This is a genomic window from Chthoniobacterales bacterium, assembly GCA_035274845.1.
In the GTDB taxonomy this organism is placed as follows: domain Bacteria; phylum Verrucomicrobiota; class Verrucomicrobiia; order Chthoniobacterales; family UBA10450; genus AV80.
The window spans coordinates 297,736-311,486 of sequence record DATENU010000022.1 but is presented as its reverse complement, the minus strand read 5'-3'; the positions used below and the strand labels follow the sequence as shown (position 1 = coordinate 311,486).

At 59.6% G+C, this 13,751-nt stretch carries 7 protein-coding genes; 4 read left to right on the top strand and 3 right to left on the bottom strand.

The features are described 5' to 3' along the window. The first annotated feature begins 36 nt into the window (after positions 1 to 36). Positions 37 to 2,562: a hypothetical protein gene (locus VJU77_17445; GenBank protein ID HKP05138.1), complete on the top strand. Its 2,526-nt coding sequence runs from the start codon at positions 37 to 39 to the stop codon at positions 2,560 to 2,562. A 9-nt stretch (positions 2,563 to 2,571) separates the two neighbouring features. On the opposite strand, the gene VJU77_17440 is transcribed toward VJU77_17445, so the two are convergent. Then, positions 2,572 to 5,145: a hypothetical protein gene (locus VJU77_17440; protein ID HKP05137.1), complete on the bottom strand. Its 2,574-nt coding sequence runs from the start codon at positions 5,143 to 5,145 to the stop codon at positions 2,572 to 2,574. Positions 5,146 to 5,470: 325 nt separating this feature from the next. On the opposite strand from VJU77_17440, the gene VJU77_17435 reads away from it, so the two are divergent. Continuing rightward, positions 5,471 to 8,458: a VCBS repeat-containing protein gene (locus tag VJU77_17435; GenBank protein HKP05136.1), complete on the top strand. Its 2,988-nt coding sequence runs from the start codon at positions 5,471 to 5,473 to the stop codon at positions 8,456 to 8,458. A gap of 49 nt (positions 8,459 to 8,507) precedes the next feature. Here VJU77_17435 and VJU77_17430 read toward each other — a convergent pair whose 3' ends face one another. Both VJU77_17430 and VJU77_17425 read right to left on the bottom strand, forming a co-directional pair. Beyond that, on the bottom strand, positions 8,508 to 9,464 hold the full coding sequence (locus tag VJU77_17430) for a CNNM domain-containing protein (GenBank protein ID HKP05135.1): 957 nt from the start codon (positions 9,462 to 9,464) through the stop codon (positions 8,508 to 8,510). Continuing rightward, entirely contained in the window at positions 9,461 to 10,747 is a 1,287-nt protein-coding gene (locus VJU77_17425) for a hemolysin family protein (protein ID HKP05134.1), read from the bottom strand. The genes VJU77_17430 and VJU77_17425 overlap by 4 nt, the downstream gene beginning before the upstream one ends. A gap of 128 nt (positions 10,748 to 10,875) precedes the next feature. Here VJU77_17425 and VJU77_17420 point away from each other — a divergent pair, with 128 nt between their 5' ends. Both VJU77_17420 and VJU77_17415 read left to right on the top strand, forming a co-directional pair. Further along, entirely contained in the window at positions 10,876 to 11,346 is a 471-nt protein-coding gene (locus VJU77_17420; protein ID HKP05133.1) for a DUF309 domain-containing protein, read from the top strand. A gap of 139 nt (positions 11,347 to 11,485) precedes the next feature. Further along, entirely contained in the window at positions 11,486 to 13,660 is a 2,175-nt protein-coding gene (locus VJU77_17415; GenBank protein HKP05132.1) for a thioredoxin domain-containing protein, read from the top strand. Positions 13,661 to 13,751 lie beyond the last annotated feature (91 nt).

Sequence of the window (13,751 nt, the reverse complement as noted above, 5' to 3'; positions counted from 1 at the left end):
GTTTTCGGCACGAGCCTCTGCACCGCTCAAACCGTGGTGAATTCCACGTTTCTGAATCTCTTCGGGCCCTCCTTCTACAGCGATCCGAGCAATTGGTCTCCGGCGCAGGTTCCGAACAACAACGGGACGACGCTCTACAATGTCACGATTGGAGATGGTTTTTGGGTCGAGCTCGATACGGATGCGACGATTTCGAACCTGAACCTTACCGGCTTTTTTGCTCGGATCGAGGTGTCAGGTCACGCCTTGAACGTGAATGGCACCACCTCGAATCAAACGGCGGCAGGTGACATTCGGATTATTTCCACGCCGGGCAGCCCGGCCCTGTTCAATGCCGGTACGTTCTCGCGCTTCGCGAACAATACCCTCAGCGGCTCCTGTGACATCGCAGCCGACCAAGGGGCGGCTACCTTTCAATTCAATGGCGCCAACATCGAGCGCCTGACTGATTCCTACTTCTCTCTCTCCGGAGCTTCCGCGAAGGTGGTTGATGAAGCAGGGAACGACGCGTTTCGAGATTTCGCCTGGTTGGATAAGACAGCCACGCTCTTCATTAGCGATCACGCGTTTGTGACTGGCGCGCCGTTTTTTAATGATGGTCAACTCAACGTGGCGCAGAGCTTCACGCCTTCGAGCTTTACGGCGGCGGCGGGTCTGGTGAACTTTGACGCGGCCACGCGGACGCTCGCCGGCGGACTGTTTACAATTGGCTCCGCGGATCCCCCCGCGGGGCCGGTCGAGTTGCGCTTTAACGGAGCGGATATCGTGAACCTCGCCAGCTGGATCAGCCTGGCTGGCGCGACTTCCGGGATCGTCGATCTCATGGGGAATGATGGCTTGCGAAACCTTGGTCACATTCTTTCCAGCGGGACCTTTGGGCTGGGGCAGCGCGCGATCACGATCACCCAGCCTTTCCAGAACGATGGGACTATCTCGCTCTCTCTCGGAGCGGTGATGACCATTGCAGGAGGTTTCTCGAATTTCGATCCGGCTACGCACACCTTGAGCGGCGGGACGTGGAGCCTGTCAAAGGATGCACAGTTAAAGTTCGCCGGCGCCGACGTTGTCCATAACGCTTCGGCAATCACGCTGTCGAATACGGCGACGGTCACCGATTTGACTGGCAACGACGCGTTTCGGAATTTCAACGATAACCTCAGTGGCGGAAATTTTGTAGTCGGCCATTCCCGTCATTTCAACGCGCCCGGGGATTTCACGAACGCAGGCCGCATCGAGACGGTGCCTTACCAGTTTTTTCTTCACGGGACCTTGTACGAAGGCCGCTTCATCGTGTCCGCCGGTTTTCGTTACATCCAGAGCGCCGGCGAAACAGTCAATAACGGATGGTTGATCGCCGATCAGGTAGATCTTCTCGGAGGCACCTTCTCGGGCCGAGGCCTTATCCAGGGGAATGTCATGGTGACGAATGCGAGGTTCGTCTTGTCCTATCAGGCGACCGTGAACGGCAATCTGACGCTGACGCCGGAGTCGCGCGTTCGCTATCAGTTCGAAACCTACGACCCGCCTCTCCACGACATCAATGGAACGGTGAAGTTGGCCGGAACGCTCGAGGTCGATATCCCAAGCGAGCGTTTCATTTCCAGCACCCAAGTCCTCACCATCTTGAAAAGTGCGACGCCCCTCTCCGGTGTTTTCTCCAACGCGCCGAATGGCGGGCGGATTCCGACCGTGGATGGGAAAGGGTCGGTCGTCGTGCTCTACAGCTCCAACTCGGTTTCCGTCACTCAATACCATGCCGAGCCCCCGCCCTCCCAACTGCTCAACATTTCGTCGCGCGTCTTTTTGCGGGCGACCCAGGGCGACCCGACGGGCCAGGAGTCGGTCATGATCGGCGGATTTATCATTCCCGGGAGCGTTGGGAAAGAAGTCGTGCTGCGCGGGCTTGGCCCATCTCTCGCCCAGTTCGGCCTCAATCCAGTCCTGGCCGATCCGACCCTGGAAGTGCATGCGGCCGGCGGCGCGCTCATCGCGAGCAACGATAACTGGCGGGAAAACGAGGCGGCGATTTTGGCGACTGGTCTGGCGCCGAGTGACGACCGGGAAGCGGCCTTGCGAATGTCGCTCTCCCCCGGCACTTACACGGTGGTGGTCCGGGAAAAAAGCGGGTTGGCCGGGCATGGGCTGGTCGAGGTTTACGACCTCACGCAAAACTCCACCTCGAAACTGGGGAATATCAGTACGCGCGGTTTCGTGGACGCAACCAACGTGCTCATCGGTGGAATCATCGTGGCCGGCTCCGGCCAGGCAAACGCCGAGATCGTCGCCCGCGCACTCGGCCCGACGTTGCAATATTCCGGTATTTCGAATCCACTTGCCGATCCTACCCTTGAGGTGCGCGACGCGAACGGTGTCGTGCTCGCCTTCAATGATGATTGCCTGGCTAATGCCCAGCAGCTCAATTCCACCGGCCTTCTGCCGCAGAACAACAGAGAATCCGCGCTGCGCCTCTCGCTGCCCCGCGGGAGCTACACGGCGATCGTCCGGGCAAAACCGAACAATAGCGGAGTCGCGTTAGTCGAGTTCTACGATCTTCGCCGGTAACGAAGCCGATCAGCGGTTGATGTCGTAAACTTCAACGAGGGCAACACCGCTCGCGCCGCTGTTGCTCCGGACAATTGCCGTATAAGATCCGCCATTGGCTGGCAGGGTGGTCACAATAGCCGATTCCAGATTGTGACTCGGCGCCAGGCCGGTGGCGATGATGTCGGCTTCCTGATTGCTCCGCCAATTGTCATTGGAGGCAATCAACAGGCCGTTCCCGTCATACAGGCTTAAGGTCGGATCTCCCAGGGGTTGGGGCACGGGCAACGATGGCCCTGTCGCCCGGACGATTATCTTCAGCGGATCTTGCCCCCAAACAATCAAGCCGCCGATCAAAACGTTGTCCCCGGTCTGGACAAATCCGCGGGTCGAAATATTGGCCGGCTTCGACTCGAGCGTCTGGGCCAGATCGTACACCTCAACCAATCCTATACCGGTCCCGTTGTTCACCCCGCGAACGATGGCGGTATAGGCCGAGTTTTGGGCGGGCAGATAGGCCACAATGGCCGATTCCAAATTATGGCTCGGCGGAATCGTGGTCGCGATGATCTCCGCCTCTTGATTGCTCCGCCAGTTATCGTTCGAAGCAATCAGATCACCGGCGGAATTACGCAGCTCGAGAATGGGATCGGCGAGCGCTCCGGGAAAGAAGGAAGAGAGCGACGGCCCGATCGCGCGCACCATAACTCTCTTTGGCTCCGTGCCGGTGATGATGAATCCACCAATCAGAGCATTGTCCCCCGTTTCGACCCGGACCCGCGTGGAGATGTTCAGCAACTGCCCCGTGGCAGGGGTGGCCTGAAAGCCAGTAAGCAAAATGGAGTTCGGCGTGTAAGTGACGAGGAACGACCCGCGACCATCCACGGTTGGGATACGCCTCCCATGGGGAGCATTACTGAACGCCCCAATGATCCCTCCAGCGCTCTCCACTACGCGATAGGTCGCCGTGGGCGATGGTGTCGATTCCGGCGCTGCAATCTGAAGAGTGCCAGCGGCTGTGAACGTTTCATTCACTCTAAAATTAGCACCATACTGCTCCGGTCTCGTTAAGAGCCGCGAGTTCGCAGAGAGATGGACTGTCCCCTGCACGGTGAACGAGCGCGCGGCAAAAAGGGCGTCATCAATCGTAAGATCCCCCTCAAGAAAAGCAGGATTTCCGAAATAAGGGTTGCCAGCTGTCGTAAAAGAGCCCCCCAGGACCTCCATTTCGCCGGTAAAATCTGCATCCAAAAGAGAGGTCTCTCCTTCCGTTTGAGTATAGCGATGGCCTTCTGGAAGGATGAAGTGCGCCCGGGCAATATCCCCGGTGCCCTGCATGATGACGACTCCCGCGTTCGTGAAATCGGCGGCCGCGGTGAAAGTCTGGGAGATGATCGCGAACTCACCGCTCTTCCGGTTGTGGGCAAGATTGCGAAGCGCGTCATTTCCGCTTTCATCCAAGATTTTCCCGCCCTGGTAGAGATAGATTGAGGCGGCGTTATCGGTAATGTCAGCGCCGTTGAAAACGAAACGAGCGCTGCCTTCAAGCAGGTAAGAGCCGCCAGTAAGGGTGCGGGTGGCCGGGTCGAAATTGGTCAGCAATCCTTTTACCGTAAATCTCCTCCCGGGGCTGAGCATACCGTCATTGGTAAAGTTCCCTGGGATGGAATAATCACGGCCGCTCACACTAAAGACACCCGTCACGGTGTTATGAGAAAAATTTCGTAAGGCGTCCGATCCGTTCTGGTCGACGATCTTCGCGAGCGGCCCGTGGATTCCGAGGGTGGCTGCGTTGTTGACGATATCGGCCCCGGCGAACTGGAGAGTGGCGGAATAGGAGCTGTTTCCAACGATGGAGTAGCTTCCGCCGGTCAGGGTGTGCGTCGTCCCGTCGAAGTTGGTCAGATTGCCGGGGATACTGAAAAGGCCGACCCGGTCGGAACCAGCGCCGATCGACAATTCGCCTTCATTGGTGAAGGGCCCCGTGACGAAGAATTCACGCCCGGCCATGGACAGGCTCGAAGTGCTGTCGATATGAGCAAGGTCGCGGAGGGCGTCGTTTCCGAATTCGTCAACGATCCGGGTCAAGGGGCTGGCGAGGGCCAGGTAGGCGGAGTTGCTTAAGGTGGTAACGTGCGCGCCGTTGAATTGCAGGGTGTAATTGGAAAGATAATACCAACCCGTCAGCGAGCCTGCGGAGAAAGTACTCAAGGAACCCGCGGCAAACGTCGAGCCGGCCGGATCTGGGGCGGTCAGAAAAAAATCCCATAATTGCTGAGGGGAGCTGTGCGTTACGGTCGTGGCGCCGGTCACGGTAAGGGTGTGCCGTTCGCCGTCGGAGAGAATCGTGGCGGAATCGAGGGTGACATTCGACACCGTCGCATCAACATTTAGCCGAAGCTGGAAGCCCGACTGTGGAATCGTAATGTTGTAGCTTTTCTCCGCGGTATTGTTTGGGACTTCTGGAGGCGACCAGTTATTTGGATCCCCATAGTACCCGACGCCGTGCGGCGTGAAGGTTGAATTCACCACGGTTTGTCCGACCGCAAGCTGGCCGGCGAGAAACGTCAGGAAAACGCCGAGCCCGACGGGAGGGAAGGACATGCCGCAGGCTATCGTGATTCCACGCCCGAGGGCAAGGTTTTTCCTACGGAAGGCAGCGGTCCCACTGGTCGAAACCGTTAGACGCTTTGCACGAGGCGCTTGATGATTCGATAGGCCGGCTCGGCTTCGTTGGCGGGAACAATGCGCCGCATGGACGAGGAATACGATCCCGCGCGCCAAACGCCAGCTCGGTAATTTCTCCCAGGCCTTCACCCACGTGGCCCTCGTCAATACCGGGCCATTACTGAATGGCCGGCGGTAGCGTCCCAGCCGTATTAATTAGCGGCTTTACTGAAAAACTTTCTTGGGTGAAAATCAGCGCCCGATGTCTCCTCCTCCCCGGTTATTTGGATTTGGATTGTGCTGCAGCCTCATAGCGACGCTCGTTTTGCTGAACGGCGCCGGTGTCGCCCTTGTAGCTGCTCCGCCTGCCCATCCCGGCTGGCCGTCCTCGCCTATTTCGGTTAATGCGGAGACACCGGTAGCCGCCGATCTCGACGGCGATGGCAAACTCGAGATTCTTTGGGGCCGACGCTTCGGCGTCAGTGCGCGGCACGAAGACGGCACCTTTGTCAACGGCTGGCCGGCCGCCATGTACGAGTCACCGGCGGGCCCTCCCTCCGTCGCCGAACTCGACGGGGCTCCGATCGTCGGCATGCTTTCCTACGACTTTAATGTCGGGCAGGGGCAGGTCTCGCTCTGGCGCGGTGACGCGACGCCTCTTCCGGGTTGGCCGAAGACAATCGTTACAGGAAATCCCTGGGTGCCTCATCAGTTTCCATTGGTGCTGGCCGACGTCGACAACGACGGGAAGCCGGAGGTGATTTACGTCTCAAGCACAGCGGCTAATGGAACCGGCACGGCGGTCATTCACGTCGATCGCATCGACGGAACGCCTTTGTCCGGTTGGCCTGTGACCCTGCCAGTAGCGGGCGAGGATATCTATGATGGATCTCCCGCGGTGGCTGACGTCGATGGCGACGGGCGGCTGGATCTCGCGGTTGTGACTCACCATAGTAAAATCTTTCTCTTTCATGATAACGGGGTCGTGTTTCCGGGTTGGCCCGTAACCTTGAGCGACAGTTACATTTCCAATTCGGTTTCGTTCGCGGATGTCAACGGCGACGGGGGATTTGAATTGGTCGTCACCACGTACGACAATCGGGTGGGGGTTTACGACCCAGCTGGAAATTTACTCCCGGGCTGGCCCAAGACAGTCAGCGATCACCCGTATCCACCCGCCTTTGCCGACTTGGACAACGACGGCAAACTCGAAATAGTTTTTGGAACGCTTGGTGGCGGAGTCTATGTCCTGCGATCCGACGGCACGAACTTTCCTGGGTGGCCGAAGATTTTCCCCATCAGGGTCCACTCCGTCGCTCTCGCGGACTTGAATGCGGATTCCAAGGTGGACCTTCTCGCGACCGATGGTCAGCGCAATGTTTACGCCTGGAACTACGACGGCACGCCGATCAGTGAACTTGGCTTTCCTTTCCAAGTCCCCGGCAATTTCGGCTTTTACTCTGGGCCGATCGTCGCGGACATCGACGGGGACGGACTGAATGAGTTTTTCGCGCTCGGGGAGTCGGTAATTCACGTCTGGGATTTGCCGACGACCTACAATCCTTATCTGGCGCGTAATCCGGGCTTCATGGGCGGTAATCAGCACATGTCGCGGTATGCACCGGAGCCGGCCTTCGACCCGATCGGAAACCCGGTCTACGCATACACCGACCAGGTCGTAGACTTCACTGTCACGGGCAGGGGTTTCCTAAAAGGAATGCGCGCCTTCATCGGAGACCGGGAGCAGACGGTTACCGACTTGACAGCGACTTCCATAACCATCAGGGCGGATAACGTTCCCATCCCGTTTGCAACCTACGCTCTCTATCCGCTTCGAGTCACAAACGTCAACTCTGGCTCGTCCGAATCACTGATCGACGCGGTCTGGGTTTGGCGAGGAAGCTCCACCCCACCGCCTACGCCGACTCCAACGCCGGCACCCACACCCACCCCGCGACCCGTCCTGAACGTTTATGCTCAAAATCCCGCGCACTCCGTTGGCGCCCTCTCGGATGGGGTGCGAATCACGGTCGCCGACGACTTTCAGTTAAGTGAAGATACGACCGTCACGCGGATCCGATGGTGGAGCGGGTATTTCGGTCCGGCTCCGGTCCCGGACACCTTCACGTTGCGATTGTTTGCGGATGCCGACGGCCATCCCGGCGCATTGATCCGGACGTTGGATCTTGGGCCGATCAGTAAGACGCGGACGGCATTTGATTCAGGTAACGCACCGGAGTTCGAACAGGTGGCAGACCTGCGGACCCCGTTCCTGGCCAAGGCGGGCGTTCGATACTGGCTTTCGATCACCAATCCCGTGCCGGTTTGGGCCTGGGAGCCATCTCACGATCATGGTCTGGTTGGCGCTGCGCGCAGCATTAGCGATCCCGTCAACGGCCCCTGGGAACCGTACGACCTCGATTTTGCCTTCCAACTCGAATCGGTTGCCGGCGGTCTGGCCAACATCTCGACGAGGGCGTGGGTTGGAACCGGCGACAATGCTGTAATTGTCGGATTCATCATTACCGGTAACGGGCCGACCCGGGTTTTGCTTCGTGCCATTGGCCCATCGTTGAGCGCGTCCGGCATCACCACGAGTCTGAACGACCCCACGCTCGGCTTGTATGACAGCAGCGGCGCACTGCTCGCGGCCAACAATGATTGGAGAATCACCCAGCTCGGAGACCTTATTCCGGCAAACCAGACTGCTGAGCTTCAGGCGCTTGGCGTCGCTCCCACTGACGATCGCGAGTCGGCCATGATCGTCACCCTTCAACCCAATCGCAGCTATACCGCCCTGATCCGCGGTCTTGCCTCCAGCTCCGGCATCGCTGTCGCAGAAGTTTACGATTTGAATTATGGCTCGGTCGCCCGGCTCGCGAACATCAGCACGCGCGGCCTGGTTCAGACCGGCGAGCAGGTGATGATAGGCGGCTTCATTATCCGCCAACCTTCCGGACGAGTGATCGTCCGTGCCCTTGGGCCCTCCCTGCAGGCCTTCGGAATCAACAATGCGTTACCGGATCCTTTTCTCGAGCTGCACGACAGTAACGGTGCGGTGCTCGCGTCGAATGACAGTTGGCGCTCCGAACAGGAGGAGGAAATTATCCAGACCGGGCTTTCTCCTTCGCAGAATCTCGAAGCGGCGATTGTGACAAACCTTCCAGCCGGCGCCTACACCGCAATTATTAGAGACGCGAACGGCGCCGCGGGCGTCGGCCTGGTGGAGGTTTACGACCTGGATCCATGAGAGAAAGCGATCCTGCGAGGCTGGTTTCCCCGGTCGCCAGCAGGAATCTTTAGAACGCGCCGATCTGGAGCAGCCGGTTAATCATGTCTTCGACGGTGACGATGCCGATGAGTTTGCGTTGGGGATCGATGACGGCGGCGAGGCCGAGGCGGGCGGCGCGCAGGCGCTGAATGATTCGGTAGGCCGGCTCGGCATCGCGTGCGGTGACGATGCGGCGCATGTAACGGCTGAGGGATTCGGGACGCGTTTGATCGAAAAGAATGTCGAGGGCGTTGAATAGCCCGATCGCCTCGCCTTCCGGCGAGATAACTGGCAGGCGGTCGACGCTGTGGGCGGCGCTGAGCCGTAATGCTTCATCGATGGTCGTGTCTGGAGTGACCGTGACCGCTTTCTCCAAGGGCACCATCACGTCGGAGACTTTGACGTTCCGGAAGTCGACCACGTTGTGAATCATGGCGCGCTCGGTCGAAGTGAGAGCGCCTTCCCGCTCGCCCTGCACGGCGATCTGTTTCAACTCTTCTCGCGCGATGAAAAGGCGCCCCGATTCGCTGGCGCGCTTGGGGAGGAGTAAATGGCCGGCGCGTTCGCCGATCTCCAAAACGGGCCAGAGCAAAATAGAAACCCATTCCAGCACACCGCCCAGGGCAGCCAGGGCGCGAAACGGAAAACGCCGGAAGAGCGATTTCGGCAGAACGCCGAGAACGAAAAGATAGATCGGCAGGGCGATCAAAATCGACCAGAGAAAACCTGCCGGTCCGAACGAGTTGACGATCACTTTCGTCAGGAGGAGCAGGCTGAGAATATTGGCGAGGTTCGTCACGAGCAAAACGGTGACGAGCAGGCGCTCCGGCCGTTTGATGAGCCGATCCAGCCGCAGGGCGGCCCGGCTCCGCTGCTTCACGTGATGGCGCAACCGAACGGGGTCGACCGAGAGCAATCCGGCTTCGATGCCGGCGAAGAAAAACGAGACCGTCCAGAGAAGGAAAATGGCAACGCCGTAGATCATGGCTCGGTGGCTCCGTTACCTTCCTGCTCCGGATCGAGACAGGCAGTCTTTTCGAGAAGGATTTCTTCAATCCGTTTTCGCCCGGCTCGCCGGACCGTAATCGCGAGTCGCGGCATTTCGAAACGCGTTCCTGAAGGCGGCAGATAACCGAGCCGGTTGAAGACGAGGCCGCCAATCGTATCCAGCCCCTCCGCTTCCAGCTCGAACCCGAGGTGCTCGCTCAAGTCGTCGAGGCGCGCGTTCCCGCTCACGAGAAAACGTCCATCTTCCAGCGGCTCGATGTAGAGATCGGCGTCGCCGAGCGGCGCGGCGTCGCTAATGATTTCTTCCGTGATGTCGGAGAGGGTGATGATCCCCTCCGTGCCGCCAAATTCGTCGACCACGATGGCGAGACCCTGGGGATGGTTGAGAAAACTCCGGAGCAAATCGAGCGCTTTCATCGTCTCGGCGACGTAGGAGGGCGCGCCCATCAGCTCGGTGTAGTGGTCGGCGGAGTTGAGGAGAAAAAGCTTCACGTCCAGCACGCCCACGATCTGGTCGGGTGTGTCCGCATATACCGGGACGCGATGGTGGCGGCGCTCGCGCAACTGCCCCATGGCCTCGTCGTTCGTCAGGTCGTCCGGGAGTGCGAACATGTCGACCCGCGGCGTCATGCAATCCTTCGCGGTCTTGTCGCCGAGCTTGATGATTTCCTGAATCATCTCCCCTTCGGCCTCCTGCAGGGTGCCCTGTTCCTCACCCATCTCGACAAGGGTTTCGAGTTCCTCGTCGCTTAATTTCTTTCGGTTCCGCAAGTGAACCGGCGTCATCCGGTCCACGATTGCAGTGCTGGCCCGCTCCAGGATGCGGCCGACCCGGTCGAGGAGGGGCATGGTGGCTCTCAGAGTAAAAACGCCGAGCGCCGATAATCGGTAAGGCGCGGAGAGGGCGAGCAGTTTCGGAATCAGGTCACAGAGCAAAACGACGATGGCGAAAATGACGGTGGCGCCGAGCCAGGCCGAGAACTGTCCGGCCAGGGGCCCTCTCCAAATGAGGAGGCAGCAAAGGACAATCAGCGGGACATTGGCGAAAACATCGCCCAGGAGCAGGACGTTCAGGACGCGCCGCGGATTCTGGCGGAACACGTTGATGAATTCCTTGAGAGAGGGATGCGTTTCCTCCAGCCGGCGGAGCTGGTGGGATTTGAGAGAGAACAGGGCGGTTTCGAGGCCGGAAAAGAGAGCCGACCAAAAGATCAGGGCCGCAATGAAAAAGAGGAGAAGGATCAGGGCTGTCAGCGTCATTTTCTGGAGACGGCCCGCCCCCGGGCCGTTTGGTGGACGACACTCGAGTGCTCTTCCGGCGCGGAGGCGCGCCGGCTCCAGTGTCGTCGTTTGCCCATCATCACAGGCACCGCCAAATTAAGGCCTTCATGAGCAAAGGCGAGAGGATTTCGCATTTCGTGCAATCGCTGGAGGGGGTCAACACCCGCGCTGGCAGCGGCCGGATGGCGGACCATCCCTACTATCGAGCGTTCTTCCAGTGCTGGAACGAGCGGCGTTACTACGAAGCCCACGATGTGCTCGAGCAGGTCTGGCTGAAGGACCCGATCAGCCCGGAGGATGCGCAATATTTCAAGGGGCTGATCCAGGCGGCCGGGGCGTTCGTCCATCTGCAGAAGCAATTCGAACATCCGACCCATCCGAAACACGGGAAACGGCTCGGCCCGGCGGTCCGCCTGTTCCGGTTGGCGGAAAAGAACCTGGCGCCATTTGGAGATGAGCGACATGCCTTGGATCTCGCCCAGTTTCGGGAAATTCTTTCGACATACCGCGATCGCGTGGAGGCGGAGGGAAAAAATCCCTGGACGCCGGAGAGCGCCCCGAAGGTTGCTCTTCTGTAGCCGCTTCGCTGTGCGAAGCGCTGTAGCGTCCGCTGTCGCCAGCGGATAGGCATGCGCTGATGACAGCGCACACTACAACGTCGCCCACAGGGCGACGGCTACAGTTGGCTTTGCGGCCCGCAACACGATAACGTGAAAAATGCCCAATCGGCTCGCTCACGAGAAATCGCCCTACCTGCTCCAGCATGCGGAGAATCCTGTCGATTGGTTGCCGTGGGGCGAAGAAGCGTTCGCCAAGGCCCGCCGCGAAAATAAGCCGATCTTTCTCTCGATAGGTTATTCGACCTGCCACTGGTGCCATGTCATGGCGCACGAATCGTTCGAGAGCGCGGAGGTCGCCGAAGTCATGAACCGCGAGTTCGTGAACATCAAAGTCGACCGGGAAGAGCGGCCCGACGTCGATCGGGTTTACATGACTTTCGTCCAGGCTACGACCGGCGGAGGCGGCTGGCCGATGAGCGTCTGGCTCACCCCGGAGCTGAAGCCCTTCGTGGGCGGCACCTATTTTCCGCCGGAAGATCGCTGGGGGCAGCCGGGTTTTGCCAAGGTGCTGGAGCGCATTGCCGGAGCGTGGAAACAGGACCACGAAAAGATTGCGGAGCAGGGGACGAAGATCGTCGCGGCCCTGGAACAATCGGTGACCGGCACCGGAGATCCCGGCCCGCCGCTCGGCGGAAAGGCGCTCGACGCCGCCTACCAGCAAATTGCCCGCAGTTACGACGCGCACGAAGGCGGATTTAGCGTCGCGCCCAAATTCCCGCGCCCGGTGACGCTGAATTTTCTCACCCGCATCCATGCGCGAAACCCAGGAACGGATAGCGGCAAGCACGCGCTGGAGATGGCTCTCTTCACGCTTCGGAAAATGGCGGCGGGCGGGATGCACGATCTCCTGGGGGGCGGTTTCCACCGCTACTCGGTCGATGCCTACTGGCACGTTCCGCATTTCGAAAAAATGCTGTATGACCAGGCACAGCTGGCCGTCGCCTACCTGGACGCGTTTCAGATCAGCCGCGAACCGCTTTTCGAAAAAGTCGCGCGCGATATCTTCGAATACGTCCGGCGCGACATGACCGCGAAGAGCGGCGGATTTTTTTCCGCGGAGGACGCCGACAGCGAAATTGGAGCGCCGGTCCCTGACCGCCGGGAAGGCGGTGGAGAGAAGGACGACGGTCAGGAACCGCCGCGACAGAAGAAGAAGGCTGAGGGAGCATTCTACGTCTGGTCGAAGGACGAAGTGGACAAGGCTTTGGGCGAAGGTGCAGAGGTCTTCAATTTCCATTACGCCGTTAAGCCGGAAGGAAATGTTCCGGCCGGAGGCGATCCGCATGGCGAATTCACCGGGAAAAATATTCTGATCGAGCTGGGCAGTAGGGCGGCGACCGCGAAACATTTCGGAAAGGATGAAGCGGCGGTGCGCCAGCTCCTCGCCAAAAGCCGCGCCACTCTGTTCGAGCTTCGCGCCAAACGGCCGCGTCCGCATCTCGACGACAAAATCATCACGGCCTGGAACGGACTCATGATCTCCGCGTTTGCTCGCGGGGCCCAGGTCCTTGGCGATTCGGCTTACCTCGAGGCCGGGAAGCGGGCAGCGAAATTTCTGCGAGCGGAGCTTTATGACGACTCGCGGAAGACCCTGTTTCGCAATTATCGGGAAGGCCGCAGCGCCGTGGAAGGTTTTGCGGATGATTACGCGTTTTTGATTCAGGGGCTTCTCGATCTCTACGAAGCCTCGTTTGATGTCGCCTGGCTTCGTTGGGCGATTGAATTGCAGGAAATACAGGACCGGCTCTTTTTCGATGAGGCCCGCGGCGGCTATTTTGGCGCGGCGGGGAACGATCCAAGCATTCTCCTTCGCCTGAAGGAGGACAACGACAGTGCCGAACCGGCGGCCAGCTCCGTGGCGGCCCTCAATCTTTTTCGGCTCGCCCAAATCCGAAACGAGGCCCGTTGGTTTGAGCAGGCTGAGAAAACGATCGATGCCTTTGCGCCCCAGATCGGCCATTTCGCCAGCGCGATGCCGCAGATGCTGGTCGCGTTGAATCTTTCGTTGAGCAAGCCGCGGCAAATCGTGATCGCGGGCCACCCAGCGTCGGCTGAGACGCGCGCGCTGATCGCCGAAGTGCATCGTCATTTCGTGCCGAACAAGGTTCTGCTCCTGGCCGAGGGCGGCGACGGGCAACGATATCTTGAGGAAAAACTCGAAGCCGTTCGCGGGATGAAACCGGTCGGCGGCAAAGCCGCGGCTTACGTCTGCGAGAATTTCACCTGCAAAGCGCCGGTCACGGATCCCAAGGCGCTCGGCGAAATGCTGTAGGTGGATCGCGCGCTCCGCCGCGCGATGGCTCTCAATGGAGCCGGCACGCCTTCGTGCCGGGGACGGTGGCGAAGCATAGATTTCCCTCCAC